This is a genomic window from Mariniblastus fucicola (assembly GCF_008087665.1).
Lineage (GTDB): Bacteria > Planctomycetota > Planctomycetia > Pirellulales > Pirellulaceae > Mariniblastus > Mariniblastus fucicola.
Genome location: NZ_CP042912.1, coordinates 2,350,405 through 2,375,126, shown reverse-complemented (window position 1 = coordinate 2,375,126; position 24,722 = coordinate 2,350,405). Strand labels below are relative to the sequence as shown.

Below are 24,722 nucleotides of genomic sequence, written 5' to 3'. Positions count from 1 at the left end.
AAAGAAGCTCATGCGGCGAGTTGGATAACAATGCGTTGAACCGAAGCGGAGAAGCTTTCGTGGTCGGTTTGTCGCCGGATGGTCGTCCCTCCCATTGTATCCGGCTCCAGTTTCACTAATTTACATTTCTAGGTCCGCTCGGTTAACGCGGGCGTTATCCAGCACGGATCAACTAATGAGGGCAAACTGGAGAACGTACACTATTCGATGGGCACTGGTCATTATGGCAGGCTGTTGTGTACTGCTCGCGTTATGGTCGCACCGAAGTGCAAAACAGAAAATGGCAGTAAGTTCGCTAGGCCGGCACTTGATCGTATACGACTATCAAAAAGCGATGTTTCAGAGTGATTTGTTAGGCTCTCATGAGCCGGGTGCCCCCAAGTTCATGATAGACCTTCTTGGTGTTGATTGGTTCCAAACCGTCTGTTGGGCAACGGTCGTTCAGCCAACTTCAAATGAGCTTAGCGAGTTACAAAATCTTTTTGGGCTGCAACAGTTAACGCTTGAGAGTCGCAACCCGGATATTTACATGCGAATTGGTGAAATCTCTACACTTCGAGAACTTTCCTTGCTTGGGTCGGAATATGACAGCCCGAGGATTACCCACGATCTCTCGTTTCTCAAGAAATTTCGACGGCTCGAATCCCTGGAACTCCGTGGAATTGACGTATTGTCGTTTTCGCCAATAACGGGATCGGGATCGTTGCGTCAGCTTGATTTGATAAACTGCACCTATTCGAAATCACAACTTGATGACCTTGCAACGCAAACGCCGAACCTCGACATCAAAGAGATTTTTAAGTAATTTCAAGGCGCAATGTGCTGGATAACAATGTGATGCACGCGAAGCCGGTCTTGCGCGTCTTTTGAAAATGGATGACCAACCTTCCCGGCTCGGTGATCACGGACGTTATCCAGCTTGGCTTATGATGCCGCGTGACATGTTCAAGAATCCATTCGCTTCGCCAAGTTCTCCAGCTTCAATTCCTACGTCATGGGACGGGTGGTACGCGTATGATCTGCATGAGAGCATTGACGTGGAGCTTCTTCCAGTTTCGTTCTCAATGTGGTGGGAATTTAACTGGTTTGGTCGGTTTACCGGTGCTGTGCAGGACGGCCCAGAATCTGACATGCAAGAAATTGGTACAATCAAGGGCCGTGTTCGCAAGACAACTATTGAATTCACCAAATACATGCCCGTTGGGACAATATTGAATCCAGACGGCACCTCATCAAAAACCTCCACAAGGCACCCGCCGATTCAATACTTTGGCGACTTTGACGCAATCGAGATGAGGCTGGCCGGCAAATGGTATATTTTAACGAACTATACTGAGTGCTCGGGGGCATGGGAGGCTACTCCCTCAGACTAGGCGCAGGATAACAAAGCGTTGAACCGAAGCGTTCAATGCGTCAGGGCTGGCCAGTCGTCGGATGGTCGTACCTCCCATTATATCCGACGACTGTTTCCACCAATTCAAACCTTTTCGACGCCTCGGTTAACGCGGGCGTTATCCAGCTTAAGGCGAACGCTTCTGAGCCTCTTTATGAAACGAATTCAAGACATTGGATCAATTGCCGTCGTCACGTTGATCGCTCATTTAATCGGCAGCGCGGTACTTGCCGGCGTTACCGGCGGTCCACTGACGATACTTGCTGCCCCGTTGCTTGCATTTTTTGGATGGTTTCTTCTGCTTCCGGAATTTGCAATTGTTGCGATCCAATGGCAGGTTGTGAAGCGAAACCGATTTTCAATTATCCAAGCCTGGCTTTTTACCGTTTTACTGACTTCCGTCGTGTTTTCCTTTGTGGCACCAAAAGAACAGGGAAGCTTCTCTCTATGGTTCATTGGCTATGCACTTGGCTCCACAATTGCATTCTCTGCGTCGTTTGCCATAATCTGGCTAAGCAGGGCTGAAACTGAGCGGATGCGAAAGGGTGGGACCTGCAGCGAAAGCGCAGGATAACAATGCGTTGAACCGAAGCGGAGAAATCCTCGTGGTTGGCTTGTCGCCGGATGGTCGCAGGCTCCCATTGTATCCGACTCCAGTTTTACTATTTCACAGTTCTCGGTCCGCTCGGTTAACGCGGACGTTATCCAGCTTGAGCCGCTGAATTTCACATGCCTAGCCGTTTCAAATGGAAAACAAGCACGTTGTTTTGGGCCACCGCTGTCGTTGCTGCATTCTTTGCTGGACGAACTGCGACAATGGAATCCGTTCTGATTGCAACCCGTGACCTACCCAGAAGGCACATCGTTCAAGACGGCGATTTTCGATTGGAGTATCGTCTCAGCAGGAACATTCCAGCAAGTGCTGTCAGGACCCTTGCCTATGCCGACGGAAAATCGCTTTCGGTACCCATTCAAAATAGCGAAATGGTTCTTGCGGCAAACTTTTCCGACAGGACGATGTACAGTTTTGCGTTTCCACCCGGATATAAAGTCGTCAATGTTAGGATTCGACCAAACACAGATCCGCTCATTATGCACTTACTCATGCGAGGGGACGGTGTAGGCCTTTCAGCAAATGTTGACGGAGCCGAAACTGTTCTGGAGACATCACCCATTCAGATATTTCATTCGGTGCCCGATTCCGATATCGTAGGATTGCTTGTAGATCAAGAAACTGCCGAAACCATATCAAGGGTGCGGAAAACCGGAGAATCATTTCGATTAGTTAATCCGTAGGCCTGAATCGCCGGATAACAATGCGTTGAACCGAAGCGGAGAGGTCTTCGTGGTTGGTTTGTCGTCGGATGGTCGCAGGCTCCCATTTTATCCGACTCCGTTTTCACTGATTTACATTTCTTGATCCGCTCGGTTAACGCGGGCGTTATCCAGACTAACGAATGAACGATTGGGCAGTCTACAGACTTGACTACAACGCCAACGAGTTTCTCGTTGAGAAGGGTTTGAGTAAGGAGAAGGCTGATCATTTGGCGGCAATGTACATCGGTCGCGGACACCATCAACATTACTGGGTGGATAAACAACCTCCGCATGGCCAAGATTTTCACCGCATGCTGAAAGAAATGCTTGATTCGGGCAGCACGTCGAAAATTGCGTTGCGAGTGCTAACATCTCAAGGCGCCACCCACGAACAATGTCTCAACGCGCTGACTCAATGCACTTCGATGACGGTGGAAGAATGCCAGGCATTGCTTGACGAATCGATAGGCAACTAACTTGACCATGCTCGACGTCGTCAGTTCAAACCGCTAGACTTGGTTAACGAATTGCCCGGATGTCTGGATAACAAAGCGTTGAACCGAAGCGTCCTGCGATTCCCGGCCGATCTGTCGCCGGATGGTCGCAGGCTCCCATTGTATCCGACTCCTGTTTACACAACTTCAAACCTTTTCGACGCCTCGGTTAACGCGGGCGTTATCCGGCCTTGCATGCCATGATCGCACTACGCTGGATTCTTGGGCTAACTTGCCTTTCACTTTATTCAGTCATGATAGTCTCGCTTTTGATGATGGCCGTTCGCCGCATCAGAACAGGCCAGTTCGCCAGCGGTCTTTCATTCGTGCCATCTGCACTCGCCACAATTGGCATCCTCATTTTACCAATTTCAACGGTCGGGTATCGTGCCGCGTTCGCGATACTCCCATTTGCGTTTGAATCAATGTACTTCGTGTTCAATATTGCATACGACTTGGTGGCTGAACTGAACGAAGACAACCTGCCCTCATGACTAGGTGCATCAGAATTGACTTGATTCCTTGTCCGCGTTGTTGAATAATTGCGATAGGAACCGGGCGCGCGGACACATGCATGCCTCAAGCTTGTCGCCAGAAGTGCGTTGTTCAGCGATCCAGGCCGGATAACAATGCGTTGAACCGAAGCGGAGATGGCGTCGTGGTTGGTTTGTCGCCGGATGGTCGCAGGCTCCCATTGTATCCGACTCCATTGTCACTAATTCACATTTCCTGGTCCGCTCGGTTAACGCGGACGTTATCCAGCGGAACTATCTTGCGTCGACAGGCTCGTGACATGCAAGAAAATGCGGTTGGCAGCGTGATGATATGCAACCCTTACGCCGAGTCATTCGACAACTGGGCGATGCAGGCGTAAAAGCAGCACGCATTGGCAAAGCCAATCCAATCGACGGCGTTACTCATCCGCAGGATCGCTCTGAAGTGCAATTAGCGTACTCGAATCATGCGGACGACGTGCTCGACTTCGCCGGGGCAGGTTGCTAGAATTGAAAACACTGGGGCCGCACGCGTGGATAACAATGCGTTGAACCGAAGCGGAGAGGCCTTCTCGGTCGTTTTGTCGCCGGATGGTCGCAGGCTCCCATTTTATCCGACTCCAGTTTCACCAATTCACATTTTCAGGTCCGCTCGGTTAACGCGGACGCTATCCAGCTTGGTGTTTCATGCATGAAATGAAAACGAAAGGGCCCGGCACAGGCCTACTAATGGTTTCATTGATCATGATCATTTTGCTTTTATGTGGTGACATGCTCTACGGCGGCAAAAAGGAACACCGCGGCAGATTTGCAGATCCGTGGATCAAGAAGGTTGACGAAGTTTTCCAATACGTTGGTTTTGGGGCGATTGCCGGCAATGCAATGGTGCTTTTCGGTGGAATCTCACTGATTCAGATGCGTCGCGAAGGTGTATGTACAATCGGGGCAGTGCTCGCTTGTGCCCCTTGCTGCACCGGCACTTTCATTTCAATTCCGTTTGGAATCTGGGCACTTATCTCACTCAATGATCGCCAAGTAAAAAGGGCGTTCAAGAATCGGCGAGATGGATGGTGACGAAATGCTCGACTTCGATAATTCGAGAATATAAAATTTAAGTGTAAATCACCCGGTCGCTGGATAACAAAGCGTTGAACCGAAGCGGAGAGGCCTTCGCAATTGGCCAGTCGCCGGATGGTCGTACCTCCCATTGTATCCGGCTCCATTTTCACTAATTTACATTTCTTGGTCCGCTCGGTTAACGCGGACGTTATCCAGCGGAACTATCTTGCGTCGACATGATCGTGACATGCAATGAAATCCGGTTGGCAGCGTGACGACATGCAGCCTTTGCGTTGACGTATTCGACAACTGGGCGAATGCAGGCACAAAGACAGCACGCATTGGCAAAGTCAATCCGATCGACGGCGTGACTCATCCGCAGACTCGCTCCGACGTGCAATTGACATGCTCGAATCATGCGGACGACGTGCTCGACTTCGCCAGGTCAGGTCGGTAGAATTAAAGAACGCTGGGGCCGGACACGCGGATAACAAAGCGTTGAACCGAAGCGGAGAGGGCTTTGTGGTTGGCCAGTCGCCGGATGGTCGTTCCTCCCATTGTATCCGGCTCCATTTTCACTAATTTACATTTTTAGGTCCGCTCGGTTAACGCGGACGTTACCCGGTCTTGCATGCCATGATCGCACTACGCTGGATTCTTGGGCTAACTTGCCTTTCACTTTATTCGGTGATGATAATTTCGCTTTTAATGATGGCCGTTCGCCGCATCAGGACAGGCCAGTTCGCCAGCGGTCTTTCATTCGTGCCATCTGCACTCGCCACAATTGGCATTCTCATGTTACCAATTTCAACGGTCGGGTATCGTGCCGCGTTCGCGATACTCCCATTTGCGTTTGAATCAATGTACTTCGTATTCAATGTTGCATATGACTTGGTGGCTGAACTGAACGAAGACAACCTGCCCTCATGACTAGGTGCATCAGGATTGACTTGATTCCTTGTCCGCGTTGTTGAATAATTGCGATAGGAACCGGGTGCGCGGACACATGCATGCCTCAAGCTTGTCGCCAGAAGTGCGTTGTTCAGCGATCCAGGCCGGATAACAATGCGTTGAACCGAAGCGGAGATGGCTTCGTGGTGGGCATGTCGCCGGATGGTCGCAGGCTCCCATTATATCCGACTCCAGTTTCACTAATTTAAATTTTCAGGTCCGCTCGGTTACCGCGGGCGTTATCCCACTCCTGTGAATGTACAGGCACATGTATTCAAAACTAGACAGAAAGCGGATACGCAAGCTTGCTGACACTGCCCATGAGCGTCTTTTGCTGGGAGAACTTTCCAAGCTTCGGGCTGGCATAGAATCTGTCGAGAATGGTGAAATCTCCGCTATCGAGATGAACCATCGTATCCATGTTTTTCACAACGGCATATCGCGAGAACTGTACAAGCGGTTTACGGGCTCTGCGTCTGAATTCGCCGTGTTTCGCGCCTACATTGATGGCGCGTTGACCGACATTGATTTTGCGGGCGCCTCCAATACAATCATAAGTGAGCGTGATCAATTCATCTTGCTCCATAAAGACATGCAAGACGACGCCTAAGAATGGCGAAACCGTTGGTTGCTCATTACGCGGGATAACAAAGCGTTGAACCGAAGCCGCGTTTCCCGCTGTACCAACATCGTTCCGCGGATGATGCTCGTGCCTCGCATTGTATCATCCGCTACACTCACTACATACCTTTTCGCCGCGTCTCGGTTAACGCGGGCGTTATCCTGCGAAAGCTGTATCGAGTTGGCTTCGCAGATGGTGGCTTTTGACGAGACTCTGCACGCTCGAAGTCGCACTCGACCGGACACGTTTTGGCAGTTCTTCATGCTCGAACGCGCGCCGACGTGCATTCTGTTGGGCTTGGGCAAAACGGGTTGGCAACGCAAACCAATTCAACGGTCGTTGCGTCGACATGCGGCTACACGCTACGACGTCCATTTTGTCGTGTTCATCGTTAGCGAAACTCAATGCTCAACACGAATGAATGATCGTCGCGCCGACGTGCAAATGCTGGGTTTGCATTTGCTTCAATGACCGGCAATAATGCACAATCGGCCACGCGTACTCGATCGAAACCGAGCTCGGAGCGCTATTCGCCGGATAACAAAGCGTTGAACCGAAGCCGCGTTTTCCGCTGTGCGAACATTGTTCCGCGGATGATGCTCGTTCCTCGCATTGCATCATCCGCTCCACTCACTATACACCTTTCACCCGCGTCTCGGTTAACGCGGGCGTTATCCAGCGGAACTATCTTGCGTCGACATGATCGTGACATGCAAGAAAATGCGGTTGGCAGCGTGATGACATGCGGCCTTTGCGCGAACGCACTCGACAACTGATCGAATGTTGGCATAAAGGTAGCAAGCATTTGCAAAACCAAGCTAATCACGGACGTCATTCATCCGTAAACTTGCTCTGACATGCAATTAGCATGCTCGAACCATGCGGACGACGTGCTCGACTTCGCTGGATCAGGTCGCTAGAATTAAGCAACGCTGGGGCTGCACTCGCGGATAACAAAGCGTTGAACCGAAGCGGAGAGGTCTTCCCGGTTGGCTTGTCGCCGGATGGTCGCTGGCTCCCATTGTATCCGACTCCATTTTCACTAATTCACATTCTCTGGTCCGCTCGGTTAACGCGGACGTTATCCAACGTGAGTTATCGCCATGAAGTATGCACTTTTGGTTGCTTGTCTTTTATTGACGGTGTTGCTTCAAGAGAGTGAGACGGAAGACCCAAAACTGCCGATTCCGCTAGACGAAATTTCAGAGCGTGGCGTAATGGGAAAACTCGGAGTTCCGCTGGGTACATCAATCGCGATAGAAGCGCAGATTATCGACGGCAATACTCTTCGAAAAAAGTCGACCGTTTCTACTTATTTACTTCGTGTGACTCATGTCGACGGACAAAAACTCGAACGAACTCGAGATATGCGTTTTGGCGTCTTTCCGCTCTCTTTTGATTTCCAAAAAATGCCGTTGGCTTCTACCCATAGCGGATTTAACAAACTGTTGGATGAAATCAATACGCAGCCGCTAACAAAGAGGGAGCGAATTGAAAAGAAGAAGGACTATGTAGGAACGGTTGTTAAACTATGGTGCTATGAGACAGGTGGCTATGTTGGGACTCCTGACAACTTGCCAGAGGGGATTGGTGGATGGCCGGATACGGGATTTCATTTTTCTCCACGATTGCTTGTTCTGAAATTGGTTGAGTAGCTGTCACGCTTGGACATGCTCGACTTCGATGGGCCGAGTTGCTAGGATGTGGGAAGCGGATCACTCGGCTCGTTGGATAACAAAGCGTTGAACCGAAGCGGAGATGCCGTCTCGGTTGGCTTGTCGCCGGATGGTCGTACCTCCCATTGTATCCGGCTCCAGTTTCACTAATTCAAACCTTTTCGACGCCTCGGTTAACGCGGGCGTTATCCGACTAAAATTGCTCATGACCGATCTGCAAAAACGGATTCAATCTGTTGACTGGGACTCCTTCTCGCACCCTTGCTACCCTAGTTCGCACCTTGAGCAGGTTCCCGGTTTACTGCTGTCACTTTTCGATTCAACTGAATCAGTAGCGCAAGCAGCCATAAACAAACTCTCGCACATGATCGCGCATCAAGGAAATGCGGGTTCAATTTCTGTACCGGCATTGCCATTTTTGATTGAACGAATTGAGCAGGGATCGCCTTCTCCAGTCCTGGAGGAACTGATGGTTGTGGTATATTCGTTTTCGCACTACCTTTCACCAATTGACACGTCTCAATGGAATGATTCGGACTGGGCACTTGCGAGGCGCTCTTTCAATTACCCAGACGACTACAATTGGACATGCGACATTCGGAAAATACTAATTCAGAAATTGGAACGTTTTCGCGAGTTGGTCCAACACCCAAACGAAGAAATCGCTGACTATGCAAAAATGACGCTTGAAAATCTTGCCCCCTACTGCAACACCTAGAGGTTAGCGTAATCGTCGGATAACAATGTGATGCACGCGAAGACATCTGTGGCATCGTGTCAAGTCTCGGGTGGAGTTTTGAACGTTTTGTTCGAATCGATTGTTGACGGTTTCTCCCCTGTCATGCCTTGATTAATTGATAGATCGGTGAGCCGGTTTTCTTCAGCCGCTCGATATATTTAGCTTCGTCGTAAGGGACTCTGTCCTGCCAACAGCGGAAGATAATTCGCTGCCATTTATAGGCCAACGCACGCTTGGCCATCTGAGGTGACTTGCCTTTGTCCAACTGAAACTTGTAATAGGCGGCAGCCCACTTGCTTTTTGCGATCGAGAGCCCAGCGAACTCTTGGAACGTTTGCCTGAGGAACTTCGTGCAAGCCCAACGCGCCGACACGAATCGCTGCTTGCCGCTTTGAGTCGTTAGTGGCGCGATGCCTGTGGCTGCCTGAAGTGAACCGGCATCTTCGTAGCGAGTCCGGTCGTCGCCCATCGCAGCGATCATCCGACTGTGAGTCAGGTCCGAGGCTCCCGGCAACGATTTGAAGATCGCGTAGTCTTCATGCTCAACCACCGCTTCAGCGATCTGTGCGGCATAGATTCGGATCTGTGCGTTGTAAGTTTGGATCAAAGACACCAATGCCACGACTCGCATCGAATTGGTTTCGATCAGAGTCGAATCGTCACTCAAAGCAGTCGCGTCGAGCAACAACTGGACGCGCTGTTCGGCTTTGGCTCGAGACCCGATGCCGTAGAACAGTTTTCGCAGTCTGGTGGCTCCGGCTTTCTGAGCGACCGCAAGATTCGGATACTTAAGCAGAAACGCAATGATAAAATCCGCGTAAATCCTGGCGGCTCCAAGCTTGAGAACCTCGGGGAAATACGTCTTGAGAACTGCTTTGAGCCCATTGCAATGTGCCGTGCGTTGATCGACAAGCCGGCGGCGATCTGCGGCCATCGCAGCGAGCTTTCGGGTTAACGGCGACTCCGTCCGCAGAGGTCGAAGCTTTGCGATGTAGTGTTTCAGATACTGACACAGCAGCATTGCGTCACCAGGATCGTTCTTGCCGCCACCGTGAGCGAAGGCTTTCCGATAAGACGCCATCGCAGCGGGATTGATTGGATAGAGGGTGAGATCATCGTGCCCCAGCAGCGCCGAGATGAGTGCTCCTTTGGTGGTTTCGATAGCCACGGCGAACTGGCTGTCGGGATATTGCTTTCGCAGCTGTTGGATCCAGTCCTGGATGGCGGTCGCGTCTTGCTGGAGAAGTCCTGCGGTTTGAGCTTGCCCGTCTTGCACGTGCCACGCGTGGGTTTGATCGGCCCAGTCGATGCCAACGAGGACGGTTTTTTGAGTTAAACTGTTCATGGATTCCTGCTTTCAAGAGTGGGATTTCGAGTGCTTGTTCGATCACGGCGCGAAGTGCTTATGGATGGTCTTTTATGTAAGGAGTCATCATCTGAGTATTCGTTTTGCGTGATTGAAACGGGACGCTGCGAAGGTCTTCGGTAAGTCGTTTAGGCGACGGCCGGACGATTCGTCAGCGTCCCGACAGGCGTTTGAGTTATCCACAGACTAATTACAGAATTTGCAATTTCGCCGTATCAACAATAAGCTGTTGTCTGCCTGCTCCGAGCTACATTCTGGCTCCCGAGGCAGACAACCAATCACGATACGCAATGACCATAAGCCGGACTTGCGCGTGGTTTAGAAAATGGATGATCGCTGGTTCCGGCTCGGTGATCACGGACGTTATCCTGCGGAGGCTGTATCGATTTGGCTTCGCAGATGGTGGCTTGCGGGAAGACACAAAACGCCTGAAGTCGCACTCGATCGGAGACGACTTGGCGCTTCTTCACAATTGAACGCGCGCCGACGTGCATTCGATGGTTGACGCTTGGCTCGAGCCAAAGTTCAAACAGATTCAACGATCGTTGCGTCGACATGCGGCAACGCGCACCGACGTGCATTCTGCAGGATTGGTTAAACTCAGAAGCCAAAACTCAAACCGATTGAATGATCGTCGCGCCGACGTGCAGATTCCGGGTTTGCATTCGATTCAATGACGGGCAATAATGCAAATGAATCGGCGACGCGTACTCGATCGAAACCGGGATCGTAACGCTAACCGCCGGATAACAAAGCGTTGAACCGAAGCCGCATTTTACGCTCGGCCAACGTCGTTACGCGGATGATGCTCGTCCCTCGCATTTTATCATCCGCTACACTCACTTCATACCTTTCTCATGCGTCTCGGTTAACGCAACCGTTATCCAACGCAGTGGAGCGCACACTGGCACAGTCAAAATAATTGGGTTCAATTAGAATCTTACACAGAGGCAAAGATGGGAGAAGAACAAAACCCTTACAAATCGCCCGCCGGCAAGCTAACAGGCGACGAGATTCATGTTGACGAGCCTCGGGCCGAAATGCGTCCTGTCTACCGGTTCCTTTCCGGGCTAATTGGAGTTTTGGCGATTCTAACTTCCATCCAAACAGCATTCGATTTCGTGGGGACAGAATATTTTTGGCGATTCACTCCGGTTGCAATATGGCAAATCTTAATGGGCGGATACGGACTCTGGCTGGCCTTCAATGGCACGACTAACCTGTTTGTGCGATCATAATTGCACCCTTCGATATGCTCGACGCCGATCGGCTTAGTCGCTAGATTATTGACAACCCCTCAACCGGGCCCGTCGGATAACAATGCGTTGAACCGAAGCGGAGAGGCCTTCGTGATTGGCTCGTCGCCGGATGGTCGTTCCTCCCATTGTATCCGGCTCCAGTTTCACTAATTTACATTTCTCGGTCCGCTCGGTTAACGCGGACGTTATCCAGACTGACCAATGTGGACGTGCCAGCAATGTGAAATTCATGTCGAACAGCAGTTTGATGCTTGCTGGAATTGTGGGACAAAAATAGACGGGACGATGACAGAAGACTTCCGCCACGCTGACCAGTGCATTCCAGCGACACCAGCACCCAATCGCCAATACTCTCTGGCACAGGCGTTCTGGATCTTCACGATGACATCATTGGTGGTATTGGGATACGCAACCGGCCACGCAGTTCTGCTGCTTGTCGGATTTTCGAGTTTGGCAATGACTGCGACGTGCTGGTTATTCTCATACCAGATGCACGAAATCCAGCGTGCGATACGAAAACAATCACCCGAGAACGATCATCCAAATTGATGTCATGCTCGACCAGTGCTTAGGGAGCTGTTAAGATTAGGGCAAACGATTCAATCCGCTGTCTGGATAACAATGCGTTGAACCGAAGCGGAGAGGCCTTCTCGGTCGTTTTGTCGCCGGATGGTCGCAGGCTCCCATTGTATCCGACTCCAGTTTCACCAATTCACATTTTCAGGTCCGCTCGGTTAACGCGGACGTTATCCACCTCGCCATGCCGAAGTTCACGACGCGGAGCATCTTCTACTGGACGGCCGTCTTGGCCGCCGGTCTTGGTGCTCTCGCGTGGCTAGATTACGGTTATCGAACCGATGCATCCAGTGAATCGTTTCTTGTATGTGACCGCGAGTATTCCCCCGATTGGCAATCTCGACCTCAGTTTGATCGACTCTCAGGCGTCAATTGTCGTCCTGTCGTTTTACAAAACGTCCCGACTGGACGGCCGGGCCAATTCGAAACCTACATCGATCAAAAACTACTCTCGGTAAATTTTGATGACAGATTTGGAAATAGTTCATTCAAATACAATTTTAGTGTGGACGCGAACTTCAATGATTCGTGGGGAGAGTACTACGTCTCAGGTCGACTAAACGGTGGCGGCAATACCGACTCGAGTTGCCTGGTTAACTATCGCTTGGATACAACCGAAAAACAAATGATTGTTGAAATCAATCAACGCTTGAGCTACCCTGAACGCTTCGTGCATTGTGAACTCGTGTTTCAATGGGATGGCAAGCGTTTCGTACTGCTTGACGGTGGATAACAAAGCGTTGAACCGAAGCCGCGTTTTCCGCTGTGCGAACATTGTTCCGCGGATGATGCTCGTTCCTCGCATTTTATCATCCGCTCCACTCACTACTTACCTTTTCGCCGCGTCTCGGTTAACGCGGGCGTTATCCTGCTCAAAACGTTCTCATGCGAACTTTATTGTCATACTTACTATTGCTCGTGCTAAAACTGTTCGGTGCCGAACGACTCGATAGACACGACGCACTCCCGCTTGGCAGTTCATTGAGCGACGCCATTGCTCTCTACGGTGACCCATTCGAAGTTTGCAAGAGTGACAGCTTACCAGAATCGACTGAATACACATTTGATGTCTCACCGTTCCATGGATGTGTCGCGTGGGAATGGCGAGGTCAAATCCACTGCATCGTCTATTTTCCTGAGAAATCCTTCCCTGCGCCAGATCTCAAATTCATGTGCGACAATTACGGAGATGGCAAAAACTGGACTGTGGCGACAGAAGGTTATCTCTACTTTCGCGAAGACAAACTTGTTAGATTGTGGTGCAGCGCAATGCCTCCAATCGGTGTAGCGACTATGGAATACTGGAGTGCAAAGGAGGCGTACTCCTCGTCGATCGCAAATGGAGAATCCGCAGGATAACAATGCGTTGAACCGAAGCGGCGTATATTGCTCGGCCATTCCGTCGTCGGATGGTCGTGACCTCCCATTGTATCCGACGACATTTTCCGGCAAACTAACACTTCTAGGTCCGCTCGGTTAACGCGGGCGTTATCCCGCTCAACCCAACCGAGGGCAAACTCACCAATGAGAACCGTGCGCGTGTTTTGCTGTCTTCTGGCATGCCTGTCGCTGGCTGGTGCCGCCTGCAGTTTCACGCCCAGTCCCAAGTACTCTCTCGCTGGCAAATTGCCCAGCAACGTCGCAATACTCGAAACCTTTAGCGACACTACCGGGATGGATGCCTTTTACATGGTGAAGGCTAGTTACACTACGGAAGACGAACTGAATGAGATCATACGAACGTTTCACCTTGAGGCTGATCCAGATGGCGTGTCTGACTTAAGTTTCGCCGGACTGTTTGATGAACGCGCGAATATTTCGTGGTTCCCCTTGCGGGACGCAAATAGGAAATATGAATTTGACTCTGTCAACGATGACGGGACGTTTAAGAAGAGTGTCAATGGCAGCTATGAGAATGCCATGTGCGTAGATGACGTGAAAAAAATATTTATAATTCAATCCGCCGCGAAGTAGGTACACTCGCAAATGCCGGATAACAATACGATGCACGCGAAGCCGGGTCTTGCGTGCTGCTTGGAATAGATGATCACTTGTCCCGGCTCGGTGATCTTGGTCGTTATCCAGCGAAAGCTTTATCGAATTGGCTTCGCAGATGGTGGCTTGAGTGTAGATCTTGCACGTTCGAAGTCGCACTCGATCGAAAGCGTCTTGGTGGTTCATCAAACCCGAACGCGTGCCGACGTGCATTCTGTATGGCTTGGACAAAACGGATTGGCAACTCAAACCAGTTCAACGATCGTTGCGTCGACATGCGGCAACGCGCTACGACGTGCATTTTGCCGTTTCACTGCCTGAGAAACTGAACGCTCAAAACGATTCAATGATCGTCGCGCCGACGTGCAAATGCTGTGTTTGCATTTCCTTCGATGGCGAGCAATAATGCAAACTCACCGGCAATGCGTACTCGATCGAAACCGAGCTCGGGACGCTATTCGCAGGATAACAAAGCGTTGAACCGAAGCCGCGTTTGGCGCTGGTCAAAACGTCGTTCCGCGGATGATGCTCGTACCTCGCATTGTATCATCCGCTCCACTCACTGCACACCTTTCTGCCGCGTCTCGGTTAACGCGGACGTTATCCAACTCAATCAAAACGTCAGTTCCCATATACCTGCGAAGGCAACGGATGCCGAAACCACGTACAAATCGCTTACTAAGAATATCGATTTCAACGCTTCTTTGGTGCACTCCGACTTGCGCTGCTTTTCTATGCGGGATGTTTTGGAATGATGTGGACCGAAATACACGCGGCAAAACGATACCCATGACAATTCCGCTCGGCGAATCTCGCGCAATTTCAAATCAATCCGGAATGCCCGAACTCGTGATAGAAAATCCGGACATTGTCGCTGCAGAATTCAAAAGGGCCAGTGAATTCATCGTGACCGCGAAACGTATTGGCGTGACAGACCTGTACACATACAATAAAATGAGACGGAAGACCACGTACATACTTGAGGTGACTCGCTAGTGGGCAACGTTGGATAACAAAGCGTTGAACCGAAGCGTCCAAATCGCTAGGGTTGGCCAAGTCGTCGGATGGTCGTACCTCCCATTATATCCGACGACAATTTTCACTAATTCAAACCCATTCGACGCCTCGGTTAACGCGGGCGTTATCCTGCGGAACTATCTTGCGTCGACAGGCTTGTGACATGCAGGAAAATTCAGTTGGCAGCGTGATGGCATGCAGCCCTTGCGCGGACGTATTCGACAACTAAACGAATGCAGGCGTAAAGGCAGCACGCATTGGCAAAGTCAATTTGATTTAAGGCGTCATTCATCCGCAACCTCGCTCTGACGTGCAATTGGCAGGCTCGAATCATGCGGACGACGTGCTCGACTTCGCCGCGACAGGTCGCTAGAATTAAAGAACGCCAGGACCGGACACGCGGATAACAAAGCGTTGAACCGAAGCGGAGATGGGTTCGTGGTTGGCCAGTCGCCGGATGGTCGCAGGCTCCCATTGTATCCGGCTCCAGTTTCACTAATTTACATTTCTCGGTCCGCTCGGTTAACGCGGACGTTATCCAACTATGGCTGGAGTGCGCGGACGACATGATCGAACGGGCCCAATCAGTGCCCGCAACAATGAAACCACACGGACGCATAAATTATGATCCGATTCCGAATTTCCACTCTGCTCTGGGTTACTGCGATCGCTTGCACTGTCCTATTCTTTGCTTCTCGTGAGGCAACGCGGAATCGCAAAATCCAGGAGCTAACAGAACAGATTGAGCTTCAAGGACGCGACAAAATCTCTTCTCCAAGCTACGCGGATATTGACTTCAATGTGCCGGAATCAGCAGATGGTTCGATAGTCATTAGTGGCTCGCGAATCATCCCGTAGGATGCTTGGGGCATGCTCGACGTCGATTGGTCAAGTTGCTAGGATATGGTGAATGGCTTCGTTGGATAACAATGCGTTGAACCGAAGCGGAGAGGGCTTCGTGGTTGGTTTGTCGCCGGATGGTCGCAGGCTCCCATTATATCCGACTCCGATTACACCAATTTACATTTCTAGGTCCGCTCGGTTAACGCGGACGTTATCCAGCTTCACAAACAAGGCGTAGAATGTTTCAGTGGATTGTCGTAGCTGTCGCGGCACTTTTCTTGTTGGCTGGTCTCTCGCTTTTTTCCCAGCTATACCCAAATTTGGTGGCCTGTTGGCAGGCCGCTGACTGGCCAACGGCCGTGGGCGTTGTCAACAGTTCCGATGTGCTTGAATCGTCAACATCCAAAGGAACTCCGACTTACATGGCAACAGTAGACTACACGTATTCGGTAGCTGGACGGAGCTTTAATGGCTACACCATTGCTCATGGTTTTGAATCCACAAAGAATCGAGAAACTCACGCGGCCATCGTCAATATTTTACAGGAATCAACGATTGTCGCAGTCAGGTACAATCCTGAGTCGCCGCAAGATTCAACACTGTCGTATGGATTGCATCGATCCATGATTATCTCACTGACCTTTCTCGCTTTGTGGTTTATTGTCGTGCCACTGATATCTGCTGCTATCATTATGGACAGCAGTTTTGACAGAAAGTTAATTGAAAACATTTCGTTGGCTGTGAAATCCGCCGCTGGATAACAATGCGTTGAACCGAAGCGGAGTTGGCTTCGTGGTTGGCAAGTCGCCGGATGGTCGCAGGCTCCCATTGTATCCGACTCCATTTTCACTAATTTACGTTTTCAGGTCCGCTCGGTTAACGCGGGCGTTATCCCGCTCAAATCCCAATGGTTGCATGAGGACGGAATGGCGAAGTATTGCATGACTTGGACGACTCGTCATTTATTAGTGCTAGTCGCTCTATTCGCGTTTGCCTTAGCATTGAATCATCGTCGCTCGCGGTTTATGGCTGCAATTGAGGGACATCAAGCTGCATGCGTCGCCTGCCAGAAATCGGCATTCAGCGCCATGAAATGGGGCGACAGCCCGTCAACCGTCTTCGCAATTTCTGCTGTTGGAAAACGACATCGACAGGCAGCTTCGTTGCACAATTCTGCGATATGGCGTCCATGGCTAATGCTTGCGCCCCAGCCCATCCATGACGATTCGATACTCATTTTCGATGACATCAGCAATACAACGACACGAGTGCTCATTCGGCAATGAATATTCAGCAACCTCACGCCGCCGCCAGCGCGTCGACGTCGTGTCCGCGTTCGCTTAGACTTGCCCTCTCGTCGACTTTCGAGATAAAATATAAGCCCGAACGCGGCACGCTGGATAACAAAGCGTTGAACCGAAGCCGCGTTTTCCGCTGTGCGAACATCGTTTCGCGGATGATTGGCTGACGCCAATTTTATCATCCGCTCCACTCACTACATACCTTTCACCCGCGTCTCGGTTAACGCGGGCGTTATCCCGCTCGAATGATTCAATTTCGCATAATCCATCTCTTGGCTGCCACCGCTTATGCATCATTGATCGCGGCCTTGATTCCGTTTGGCGAAATGGGGCGATCGGTAATTCCGATCTTGGTGTTGCCGTTGCTTTTCTTGATACCGTGCGTTTACAATTCTGATGTCTGTCCGGGTATTCTAAAGACCCGTTATCACGTTGGGATCGGGGCTCTTTTGTCAGTCCTATTGGTTCCGGGCATCGTGTATGAATATGGCTGGTGGAGGATCCCATTCAACATACTGATTACGCTCTTTTTGATGCCGGCTGTCCTTGCAATGCTGCAGCTAATAAAGCACCAATCGGGAAGCAGAGCGAATATTGAACTACGAATTGCACAAATCGTCGCGATTTGGCTGCCAATCACCATGTTTGGAATTGCGAGATGTTTCGGTAGAATGATGCCGCTCGTTTAGTGCCGAAGACGCGGGATAACAAAGCGTTGAACCGAAGCCGCGTTTTCCGCTGTGCGAACATCGTTCCGCGGATGATTGGCTGACGCCAATTTTATCATCCGCTCCACTCACTACATACCTTTACCCCGCGTCTCGGTTAACGCGGGCGTTATCCAACATCACTAAATGCATATAGCACTTCCGGTTTTTTGGCTACTCCTTCCTCTCGTCGTCTACATAGGAAACCGGTGTCGAACCAATCGGCTCAATGGACTGATATTGTTTTTCACGACTGTCTTGGCTGGGTACTTCCTACTTCTTGCAGCAGTCTGGGCTGTTGACGCCGATCTGAGTTCGAAATTAGACAGATTCGACAAGAATGGAGATGGGTGGTTCAGTGACGCCGAAATGACGCCAGCTGCTGAACGGGCGATGCAGGAACTAACCGATGACACAGGACGTGCCCTCGCTCCCGTCATTGGATTGCCCTACACTGCGATCTGGGTTTTTGTGTGTTTTTCCATTTTGTATTTGGCCGAATGGATCACCAAAATGTTTGGCCAAAAATCGAACGATGATGAAATGACACCTCCAGTCGTGAGGTACCCGGAATCAGACGTAAACCCGTACCAACCGCCCGGCGTTGGATAACAAAGCGTTGAACCGAAGCCGCGTTTTCCGCTGTGCGAACACTGTTCCGCGGATGATGCTCGTTCCTCGCATTGTATCATCCGCTCCACTCACTACTTACCTTTTCGTCGCGTCTCGGTTAACGCGGGCGTTATCCAGACTGAGGTCACAGTGAAGAATGTTAGCCTCAAATGGCTGTTTGGATTGACGCTGAATATCGCGTTGATCGCATGCTTGTTTACTTCGCCAACTACGGGCAACTTCGTCTATATGTGGCTGCTCTTTAGTTTGTATTGGAGTTGCATTGGTTTGGCCAAGGATCGGCGACCGGTGGTTTGGGCCGCTTGCGCAGGGGCGACTTGGCCTGTGATAGCGATTTTGCTTAATGCCGCCGCAATCGTATTTACAAACGAAACCGTTCAAGGCCAACTGTATGATGAAGATGGCCCAGTCGGTTTTGCGTTAAAAACAACCGTATTGATATCGATTCTTTCTTTGTCTGGGTTTCTTTTGGGCCTGCTGCCGGGCGCTACCGTGTTCGCTGCCAACGCATCCAAACTTCACTTGCGTAAAATTTGGCAAACGAAGATTGCGCGCAGACAGTTCAACAAACCACGTTAAACTTGTAAAATAGTAGGATGCGATTCACTCCGCTGCCTGGATAACAATGCGTTGAACCGAAGCGGAGAGGTCTTCGTGGTTGGCTTGTCGCCGGATGGTCGCAGGCTCCCATTGTATCCGGCTCCAGTTTCACTAAATTACATTTTCAGGTCCGCTCGGTTAACGCGGGCGTTATCCAGCGGAACTATCTTGCGTCGACAGGCTTGTGACATGCGAGAGAATGCAGTTTGCAGCGGTGACATGCGGCCTTTGCGCGGGCGTATTCGAGAACTGGGCGAATGCAGGCACAAAGGCAGCACGCATTGGCAAAGTCAATTCGACCGAAGGCGTCATTCATCCGCAAACTCGCTCTGACGTGCAATTGACATGCTCGAACCATGCGGACGATGTGCTCGACTTCGCCGCGGCAGGTCGCTAGAATTAGGGAACGCTGGGGCGGCAATCGCGGATAACAATGCGTTGAACCGAAGCGGAGAGGCCGTCCTGGTTGGCAAATCGCCGGATGGTCGTGCCTCCCATGGTATCCGGCTCCATTTTTACTAATTCACATTTTCAGGTCCGCTCGGTTAACGCGGACGTTATCCAGACTCAACCATATGAATCGCACTTAGAAAGCAAGCTTGCTGGCTGAAATTGAGCAAGAACTAGTCAACGCTGTCCCAAGGGCTCTAGCGAAAGTAGAGTCTGAACGAATCTTGGCTGCCGCAATCGTCCCTTATCTTGGCTGGTGCTTCGAACTCGAAGACCGAGCTGAAATGGCTATGGATATCTGGACCGTAGACACTGAGACGGCAACTCGAATTCAGAACGCCGAACCTGCTCCCAAAAAGGCGTTTTGGAACCTTTTTCAATGGTCGGAACATGTCGAACGCGGCCCAATTCGGATCGATTCAGACAAACTAAACCGCAACCTTGTCAAATGGTATGAATATGCAGACGATCTCGAGGGTGATCAGGATGTTTTGGACGACATTGGTCGTGCTACTGCAAAGGCTTGCCTAAATTTGAACAATCAAGGCTGGAACGACAATCAATTCACAGACAACTTCATCGTATTTACTGACTGCTGCGAAGACGAGCATTCGAATTTTGCTTTAGCTGAATCTGCGACTAAAGAATGGATTGCGAAACAAGAGGCGAAACACCAATGTACATTCAAGGGACTAACCACCTACACCTCCGATTTTGACATGGGAATGGATATGGGGATGGGTCCACCACCGGGATGGTCCATATGACGTCATGTCTGGATAACAAAGCGTTGAACCGAAGCCGCGTTTTCCACTGTGCGAACATCGTTTCGCGGATGATTGGCTGACGCCAATTTTATCATCCGCTCCACTCACTACTTACCTTTCACCCGCGTCTCGGTTAACGCGGCCGTTATCCCGCTTGAATCGAGACTGCATGAGAACGACACAACTTAGCGGTTTACGCAGACAATCGCTCGGCCAACTGCTGCCATTCGCGTTGCTGCTGTTCACAATTGGCTGTGGTTCAAGCGATACAGAAATAACTGCCAAAAACAATTCAGGACAGACGTTGGAGAATGTATCAGCATTGGCGAACGGAAAGAGTTTCACATTCGGAGTACTGATTGACGGTGGCGAGAAGGGGTACATGACTGCTGAACGCACTTTTGGTGGAACATTTCCCCTCACCATGACGATGCAATTTGAGAATCTGGATGGCGAATCGTTTCAACGAGAAATCAACTTCAAGAATAAGCCAACTCGAAAACTGACTGTTACAATAGATGAAGGATTGAACGCACTGGGAACGTTTGAATAATGGTTTGAGCGGCCTGAACAGCGCGGTATAACAAAGCGTTGAACCGAAGCGACATTGGGGCGCTTTGCCAGATCGTTCCGTGGATGATTGGCTATCGCCAATTGTAATCATCCACTCCACTCACAAATTCAAACTTTAAATCGTCGCTCGGTTAACGCGGGCGTTATCCCGCTAGGTGACATGACAGACGATAAACAGGCAGAATTTCTCCGGGCATGGAATCGAGTCAGGTTCGACTTCCTTTCCGAAACCGAATTCATACTTGCGCTCCTCTCACTTATCGAGAGCGACGCCATCAAAGTATATTTCTCCCTGCCGAGTGACTGTCGCGATCTGGTTTCAACCGTACTTCAAGAGACGCCTTGCTCAACTTGGGAAAAATATTCGTATGGTTACGTTGAAGATGGCGAATTAAGGAGCAGGGTTGCTGAGGCATTGCTGAACTCCATTCATAACAGGAATGAATCACAGGTTTGCTTAACCGAAGCTGATCTCCCTGCAGATACTGCAGCCTTTCAGGCAGACGATCCCAAATTGCCCACACTCGAGCGTGTTATTGGGATCGTTTCCGAATGGTTCGCAATTGAACAATCGAGCATCACACCATCAACTACCCTTGAACAGATTGATGCCGACGAATTGGATGTTCTAGAATTGATTGTCATACTTGCCAAGCTATTCGGCGTCCGATTCGCCGACGATGCGTTTCTTGCCGTGACTAGTCATGACAACCATTACGATGGGCGAGGTGAACTTTCAATGCAAAAACTTGCAGGTGTGGTCGATTCCGCACAAACAATCGCGGGATAACAAAACGATGCACGCGAAGCCGGACTTGTGCGTGCAAATTGAAGCAATGACTTCCGTTCCGGCTCGGTGATCGTAGCCGTTATCCAGCGGAACTATCTTGCGTCGACAGGCTTGTCACATGCAGGACAATGCAGTTGGTAGCGTGACGACATGCAACCCTTGCGCGGACGTATTCGACAATTATGCGAATGCAGGCGTAAAAGCAGTGCGCATTGGCAAAGTCAATCTGATCGAAGGCGTCATTGATCCGCAACCTCGCTCTGACGTGCAATTGGCATGCTCGAATCATGCGGACGACGTGCTCGACTTCGCCGGGGCAGGTCGCTAGAATTAAAGAACGCTTGTGCCGGACACGCGGATAACAATGCGTTGAACCGAAGCGGAGATGGCTTCGTGGTTGGTTTGTCGCCGGATGGTCGTGCCTCCCATTATATCCGACAACAGTTTTCACTAATTTACATTTCTTGGTCCGCTCGGTTAACGCGGACGTTATCCAACTTGGGCTGTTTGAGCTGAATGAATCGACTCAGAAACTTCACCCTCCTTGAACTTCTCCTTTTTACGCCGATCTGCGCTGGATTCCTCATTACAAACCTCAGTGCACGGACAAATTTTACTGAGTCTTACGTATTCAACACTGGTCTCTTTGTGCAAACCATGCAGAGAGGCTGGCCAAGAGTTTACCAACAAGAAGAATCGATTCGTGAATATCACGGACAGCTTACGGAAACCGATCGAACAAAATGGCAGGAAGACTTCCTGAATGTAAACAGACCGAGAATCAACCGTCCGGCAGGAATGTTAATGAACTGCTTTGTGCTGTTGATCGTGCTTGCATTGTGCCATTGCTTGTTGGCTTCTTGTTTGGCAATACGAACGCACTGGCTTCGACAATCCATGAGGAGACAGGCGAAGTGAAGTTGTTCCGAACATGCTCGACGTCGATTGGTTGGGACACTAAAATTCAAAGAACGATTCACTCGGAATGTTGGATAACAAAGCGTTGAACCGAAGCGGAGAGGGCTTCGTGGTTGGCTTGTCGCCGGATGGTCGCAAGCTCCCATTATATCCGACTCCATTTTCACTAATTCACATTACTTGGTCCGCTCGGTTAACGCGGACGTTATCCAACAACGGCTGGAGTAGGCGGACGCCAGTTTGTGTTGAGACGCCGCTTAAAGAATTGGCAAATATGAATTTTTCTGTTTGGCAACTATTTGGTCTTGTCTCCCATATCGCGATCGGCATGCTGGTGTTTCCGCTAATCATCAATGCAGCAAATCGGGTTTCGATGGGACAAGAAGTTCCTGAACATGCGGCGACACTCCTTGCTGTTGCTGGAGGGATTCTAGGAGCATTTATTTACCTTAATTGCATTGCTGTGACCCCCTTTCTAAATCGCAAATATGGACCCGGGGTTTCAGCATGTGAAAAATGCGGCCGAAAAAACGCAATCACGTCTTTGATCTGCCCGCGATGCGAATCAAAAATTGATCATTAATACGAATCTCTAACCAATGCTCGACTTCGGTGGGCCAAATTGCTAGGATATCGAGAACGGGCCAATCGGCATGTTGGATAACAAAGCGTTGAACCGAAGCGGAGAGGCTTTTGTGGTTGGCCACTCGCCGGATGGTCGCAGGCTCCCATTGTATCCGACTCAATTTTCACCAATTTAAACTTTTCGGTCCGCTCGGTTAACGCGGGCGTTATCCAGCGGAACTATCTTGCGTCGACAGGCTCGTGACATGCGAGAGAATGCGGTTGGCAGCGTGATGACATGCGGCCTTTGCGCGGACGCATTCGAGAGCTGGGCGAATGCAGGCGTAAAGGCAGCACGCATAGGCAAAGTCAATCCGACCGAAGGCGTCATTCATCCGCAAACTCGCTCTGACGTGCAATTAACATGCTCGAACCATGCGGACGACGTGCTCGACTTCGCCGCGGCAGGTCGCTAGAATTAAGGTGCGCCAAGGACGGCAATCGCGGATAACAAAGCGTTGTAGACGGAAAAAAGGTACCGCGGACCTTACATGGGATCGCACAACTTCAAACCTTTGCGACGGCTCGGTGATCCTCGCCGTTACCTGCTCCGAGATGGCTGCCACTGATTGGCATTCGAGTTAAACGGCGAAACTGGTAATCTTGTGCTGCGATTTCGCTAATCTGTCGACCTGAAAGGACTCTTGTGATGTTCATGCTTTTGATGCTCACTGTCATTTCGTTACCATTGGCACCCATAGCTGATGAAACCCAAGTGCCCGACAATTATCAAGGTGTTTGGAAAATTGTCGCTGCTGTCGATGAGGATGGTATTCGGTCGACATCAGATGACACTGGATTTGCAGAATCAAATCCAATCGAGTTATTGATCATCGGCAATCGCGTTATTCAGGTAAAGGATGACGGATCTTCTGTTCTTGCAGTTGCGACAGTTCTACAGAGCAAAAATGGGCTAACTTTGGATCTTCGAACTGGGATCGCCCACGACAAAACGAACTCGCCGACTTACTGGAATTTGAAACTAGAAAACAACAAGCTTAAGATTGAACTTGCTGTCGATAGGTATGACAAAGATCCAAGGACAAACACGAAGGCCGTCCCGTCGTATCAGGCAATTCGACAGCGCAGATAACAATAAGGCACGGCAAAAGTTGTCAAAGGCACGGCAAAGGTTGTCAGGAGCCAAATTGGTTGTCTTGGCAAACACTATTCGCGTCCATTGGCGTTCATTCGCGGTTGAAACATCAATCGCTTCCCCAGGTGTGACTCTCCCCTGACCGCAGGGGAATTGTGATTCTGCCAAACCGTTTGAACAACGTCCCGATCAAATGGGGACGAGGGAAGCGCCACGAAGGATGCGGATGTTTCCTGGCCACAGAGATCACAAAGGGCACTGAGGAAAACTGAGTTGGGGCGAGCAGGCGGTTGGTTCGTGCGATAGGCTAAGTACTGCCGCCGGTCCGTTGCGTTTTTAACGCCGGCTAGCGCCTTGCCGCTCATATTTAACGGCGGCTAGCGCCCTGCCGCTCACTTCTACCACACAGTGCCTGGTTCGGCGACGCAGAAACACTGGGCTCTGTGTCCTCGGTGAGCTCTG

The 24,722-nt window shown here is 50.5% G+C and carries 29 protein-coding genes; 27 read left to right on the top strand and 2 right to left on the bottom strand.

Going from position 1 to position 24,722, the window contains the following annotated elements:
* The first annotated feature begins 385 nt into the window (after positions 1-385).
* The 9 genes from MFFC18_RS08725 (at position 386) to MFFC18_RS25640 (ending at position 5,687) form a co-directional block, all read left to right on the top strand.
* Positions 386-805 (top strand): hypothetical protein, encoded by a 420-nt coding sequence (locus MFFC18_RS08725; protein WP_148618731.1) that lies wholly within the window; start codon positions 386-388, stop codon positions 803-805.
* A gap of 136 nt (positions 806-941) precedes the next feature.
* Positions 942-1,373, top strand: a complete 432-nt coding sequence (locus MFFC18_RS08720; protein WP_168211080.1) for a hypothetical protein — start codon at positions 942-944, stop codon at positions 1,371-1,373.
* A 174-nt stretch (positions 1,374-1,547) separates the two neighbouring features.
* On the top strand, positions 1,548-1,967 hold the full coding sequence (locus MFFC18_RS08715; RefSeq protein ID WP_075082336.1) for a hypothetical protein: 420 nt from the start codon (positions 1,548-1,550) through the stop codon (positions 1,965-1,967).
* 155 nt (positions 1,968-2,122) lie between these two features.
* On the top strand, positions 2,123-2,689 hold the full coding sequence (locus MFFC18_RS08710; protein ID WP_075082335.1) for a CpaB family protein: 567 nt from the start codon (positions 2,123-2,125) through the stop codon (positions 2,687-2,689).
* A gap of 161 nt (positions 2,690-2,850) precedes the next feature.
* On the top strand, positions 2,851-3,186 hold the full coding sequence (locus MFFC18_RS08705; RefSeq protein WP_075082334.1) for a hypothetical protein: 336 nt from the start codon (positions 2,851-2,853) through the stop codon (positions 3,184-3,186).
* An 843-nt stretch (positions 3,187-4,029) separates the two neighbouring features.
* Positions 4,030-4,206, top strand: coding sequence for a hypothetical protein (locus MFFC18_RS24890; RefSeq protein ID WP_168211078.1), 177 nt, complete (start codon positions 4,030-4,032; stop codon positions 4,204-4,206).
* A 221-nt stretch (positions 4,207-4,427) separates the two neighbouring features.
* Positions 4,428-4,772 carry a hypothetical protein gene (locus tag MFFC18_RS08700; protein WP_148618730.1) on the top strand — a complete coding sequence of 115 codons (345 nt, stop codon included), beginning with the start codon at positions 4,428-4,430 and terminating at the stop codon, positions 4,770-4,772.
* 256 nt (positions 4,773-5,028) lie between these two features.
* A complete protein-coding gene (locus MFFC18_RS08695) occupies positions 5,029-5,214 on the top strand; it encodes a hypothetical protein (RefSeq protein ID WP_148618729.1) in 186 nt (61 codons plus the stop codon).
* 338 nt (positions 5,215-5,552) lie between these two features.
* The gene (locus tag MFFC18_RS25640; RefSeq protein ID WP_261344766.1) at positions 5,553-5,687 is read left to right on the top strand and encodes a hypothetical protein; all 135 of its coding nucleotides are present in this window, start codon (positions 5,553-5,555) and stop codon (positions 5,685-5,687) included.
* A gap of 301 nt (positions 5,688-5,988) precedes the next feature.
* Here the strand turns inward: MFFC18_RS25640 and MFFC18_RS08690 are convergent, their stop codons facing one another.
* A complete protein-coding gene (locus MFFC18_RS08690; RefSeq protein ID WP_148618728.1) occupies positions 5,989-6,306 on the bottom strand; it encodes a hypothetical protein in 318 nt (105 codons plus the stop codon).
* A 1,127-nt stretch (positions 6,307-7,433) separates the two neighbouring features.
* Between MFFC18_RS08690 and MFFC18_RS08685 the strand changes: the two genes are divergently transcribed.
* Both MFFC18_RS08685 and MFFC18_RS08680 read left to right on the top strand, forming a co-directional pair.
* The gene (locus MFFC18_RS08685) at positions 7,434-7,985 is read left to right on the top strand and encodes a hypothetical protein (protein ID WP_148618727.1); all 552 of its coding nucleotides are present in this window, start codon (positions 7,434-7,436) and stop codon (positions 7,983-7,985) included.
* Positions 7,986-8,211: 226 nt separating this feature from the next.
* On the top strand, positions 8,212-8,724 hold the full coding sequence (locus tag MFFC18_RS08680; RefSeq protein ID WP_075085632.1) for a hypothetical protein: 513 nt from the start codon (positions 8,212-8,214) through the stop codon (positions 8,722-8,724).
* 121 nt (positions 8,725-8,845) lie between these two features.
* On the opposite strand, the gene MFFC18_RS08675 is transcribed toward MFFC18_RS08680, so the two are convergent.
* On the bottom strand, positions 8,846-10,090 hold the full coding sequence (locus MFFC18_RS08675) for an IS110 family transposase (RefSeq protein WP_075085631.1): 1,245 nt from the start codon (positions 10,088-10,090) through the stop codon (positions 8,846-8,848).
* Between the two features lie 350 nt (positions 10,091-10,440).
* On the opposite strand from MFFC18_RS08675, the gene MFFC18_RS25245 reads away from it, so the two are divergent.
* From MFFC18_RS25245 to MFFC18_RS08600, 16 genes are all read left to right on the top strand, one after another.
* Entirely contained in the window at positions 10,441-10,587 is a 147-nt protein-coding gene (locus tag MFFC18_RS25245) for a hypothetical protein (RefSeq protein WP_157665205.1), read from the top strand.
* 480 nt (positions 10,588-11,067) lie between these two features.
* Positions 11,068-11,349, top strand: coding sequence for a hypothetical protein (locus tag MFFC18_RS08670; protein ID WP_075085629.1), 282 nt, complete (start codon positions 11,068-11,070; stop codon positions 11,347-11,349).
* Positions 11,350-12,130: 781 nt separating this feature from the next.
* Entirely contained in the window at positions 12,131-12,679 is a 549-nt protein-coding gene (locus MFFC18_RS25240) for a hypothetical protein (protein ID WP_075085628.1), read from the top strand.
* A gap of 791 nt (positions 12,680-13,470) precedes the next feature.
* Positions 13,471-13,920: a polyprenyl synthetase family protein gene (locus tag MFFC18_RS08660; RefSeq protein WP_148618725.1), complete on the top strand. Its 450-nt coding sequence runs from the start codon at positions 13,471-13,473 to the stop codon at positions 13,918-13,920.
* A gap of 543 nt (positions 13,921-14,463) precedes the next feature.
* A complete protein-coding gene (locus tag MFFC18_RS25780; protein WP_084417295.1) occupies positions 14,464-14,937 on the top strand; it encodes a pilus assembly protein N-terminal domain-containing protein in 474 nt (157 codons plus the stop codon).
* A 645-nt stretch (positions 14,938-15,582) separates the two neighbouring features.
* Positions 15,583-15,816 carry a hypothetical protein gene (locus MFFC18_RS08650; RefSeq protein WP_075085623.1) on the top strand — a complete coding sequence of 78 codons (234 nt, stop codon included), beginning with the start codon at positions 15,583-15,585 and terminating at the stop codon, positions 15,814-15,816.
* 224 nt (positions 15,817-16,040) lie between these two features.
* Complete coding sequence (locus tag MFFC18_RS08645) at positions 16,041-16,562, top strand: DUF3592 domain-containing protein (RefSeq protein ID WP_075085622.1); 522 nt, start codon at positions 16,041-16,043, stop codon at positions 16,560-16,562.
* Between the two features lie 1,616 nt (positions 16,563-18,178).
* A complete protein-coding gene (locus tag MFFC18_RS08640) occupies positions 18,179-18,421 on the top strand; it encodes a hypothetical protein (protein ID WP_148618724.1) in 243 nt (80 codons plus the stop codon).
* Between the two features lie 150 nt (positions 18,422-18,571).
* The gene (locus MFFC18_RS08635) at positions 18,572-19,021 is read left to right on the top strand and encodes a hypothetical protein (RefSeq protein WP_075085617.1); all 450 of its coding nucleotides are present in this window, start codon (positions 18,572-18,574) and stop codon (positions 19,019-19,021) included.
* 620 nt (positions 19,022-19,641) lie between these two features.
* Positions 19,642-20,259, top strand: coding sequence for a hypothetical protein (locus tag MFFC18_RS08630; protein ID WP_075085615.1), 618 nt, complete (start codon positions 19,642-19,644; stop codon positions 20,257-20,259).
* A 232-nt stretch (positions 20,260-20,491) separates the two neighbouring features.
* Entirely contained in the window at positions 20,492-20,812 is a 321-nt protein-coding gene (locus tag MFFC18_RS08625; protein ID WP_148618723.1) for a hypothetical protein, read from the top strand.
* Positions 20,813-20,992: 180 nt separating this feature from the next.
* Positions 20,993-21,622 (top strand): acyl carrier protein, encoded by a 630-nt coding sequence (locus tag MFFC18_RS08620; RefSeq protein WP_148618722.1) that lies wholly within the window; start codon positions 20,993-20,995, stop codon positions 21,620-21,622.
* Between the two features lie 97 nt (positions 21,623-21,719).
* Positions 21,720-21,950: a hypothetical protein gene (locus MFFC18_RS08615; RefSeq protein ID WP_148618721.1), complete on the top strand. Its 231-nt coding sequence runs from the start codon at positions 21,720-21,722 to the stop codon at positions 21,948-21,950.
* Positions 21,951-22,607: 657 nt separating this feature from the next.
* A complete protein-coding gene (locus tag MFFC18_RS08610; protein ID WP_148618720.1) occupies positions 22,608-23,123 on the top strand; it encodes a hypothetical protein in 516 nt (171 codons plus the stop codon).
* A gap of 226 nt (positions 23,124-23,349) precedes the next feature.
* Positions 23,350-23,580, top strand: coding sequence for a hypothetical protein (locus MFFC18_RS08605; RefSeq protein WP_148618719.1), 231 nt, complete (start codon positions 23,350-23,352; stop codon positions 23,578-23,580).
* Between the two features lie 233 nt (positions 23,581-23,813).
* Positions 23,814-24,257: a hypothetical protein gene (locus MFFC18_RS08600; RefSeq protein WP_148618718.1), complete on the top strand. Its 444-nt coding sequence runs from the start codon at positions 23,814-23,816 to the stop codon at positions 24,255-24,257.
* Positions 24,258-24,722 lie beyond the last annotated feature (465 nt).

Excerpts from the sequence above, each read along its gene's own strand:
- MFFC18_RS08670 (WP_075085629.1), top strand. The coding sequence starts at position 11,068 with ATGGGAGAAGAACAAAACCCTTACAAATCGCCCGCCGGCAAGCTAACA.
- MFFC18_RS08680 (WP_075085632.1), top strand. The coding sequence starts at position 8,212 with ATGACCGATCTGCAAAAACGGATTCAATCTGTTGACTGGGACTCCTTC.
- MFFC18_RS08725 (WP_148618731.1), top strand. The coding sequence starts at position 386 with ATGATAGACCTTCTTGGTGTTGATTGGTTCCAAACCGTCTGTTGGGCA.
- MFFC18_RS08675 (WP_075085631.1), bottom strand. The coding sequence starts at position 10,090 with ATGAACAGTTTAACTCAAAAAACCGTCCTCGTTGGCATCGACTGGGCC.
- MFFC18_RS08640 (WP_148618724.1), top strand. The coding sequence starts at position 18,179 with ATGACGCCAGCTGCTGAACGGGCGATGCAGGAACTAACCGATGACACA.
- MFFC18_RS25240 (WP_075085628.1), top strand. The coding sequence starts at position 12,131 with ATGCCGAAGTTCACGACGCGGAGCATCTTCTACTGGACGGCCGTCTTG.
- MFFC18_RS08620 (WP_148618722.1), top strand. The coding sequence starts at position 20,993 with ATGACAGACGATAAACAGGCAGAATTTCTCCGGGCATGGAATCGAGTC.
- MFFC18_RS08700 (WP_148618730.1), top strand. The coding sequence starts at position 4,428 with ATGGTTTCATTGATCATGATCATTTTGCTTTTATGTGGTGACATGCTC.
- MFFC18_RS25780 (WP_084417295.1), top strand. The coding sequence starts at position 14,464 with ATGATGCTCGTACCTCGCATTGTATCATCCGCTCCACTCACTGCACAC.
- MFFC18_RS08685 (WP_148618727.1), top strand. The coding sequence starts at position 7,434 with ATGAAGTATGCACTTTTGGTTGCTTGTCTTTTATTGACGGTGTTGCTT.
- MFFC18_RS08600 (WP_148618718.1), top strand. The coding sequence starts at position 23,814 with ATGTTCATGCTTTTGATGCTCACTGTCATTTCGTTACCATTGGCACCC.
- MFFC18_RS24890 (WP_168211078.1), top strand. The coding sequence starts at position 4,030 with ATGCAACCCTTACGCCGAGTCATTCGACAACTGGGCGATGCAGGCGTA.
- MFFC18_RS08650 (WP_075085623.1), top strand. The coding sequence starts at position 15,583 with ATGATCCGATTCCGAATTTCCACTCTGCTCTGGGTTACTGCGATCGCT.
- MFFC18_RS08710 (WP_075082335.1), top strand. The coding sequence starts at position 2,123 with ATGCCTAGCCGTTTCAAATGGAAAACAAGCACGTTGTTTTGGGCCACC.
- MFFC18_RS08660 (WP_148618725.1), top strand. The coding sequence starts at position 13,471 with ATGAGAACCGTGCGCGTGTTTTGCTGTCTTCTGGCATGCCTGTCGCTG.
- MFFC18_RS08645 (WP_075085622.1), top strand. The coding sequence starts at position 16,041 with ATGTTTCAGTGGATTGTCGTAGCTGTCGCGGCACTTTTCTTGTTGGCT.
- MFFC18_RS25640 (WP_261344766.1), top strand. The coding sequence starts at position 5,553 with ATGTTACCAATTTCAACGGTCGGGTATCGTGCCGCGTTCGCGATACTC.
- MFFC18_RS08610 (WP_148618720.1), top strand. The coding sequence starts at position 22,608 with ATGTTGGATAACAAAGCGTTGAACCGAAGCGGAGAGGGCTTCGTGGTT.
- MFFC18_RS08705 (WP_075082334.1), top strand. The coding sequence starts at position 2,851 with ATGAACGATTGGGCAGTCTACAGACTTGACTACAACGCCAACGAGTTT.
- MFFC18_RS25245 (WP_157665205.1), top strand. The coding sequence starts at position 10,441 with ATGATCGCTGGTTCCGGCTCGGTGATCACGGACGTTATCCTGCGGAGG.
- MFFC18_RS08720 (WP_168211080.1), top strand. The coding sequence starts at position 942 with ATGTTCAAGAATCCATTCGCTTCGCCAAGTTCTCCAGCTTCAATTCCT.
- MFFC18_RS08715 (WP_075082336.1), top strand. The coding sequence starts at position 1,548 with ATGAAACGAATTCAAGACATTGGATCAATTGCCGTCGTCACGTTGATC.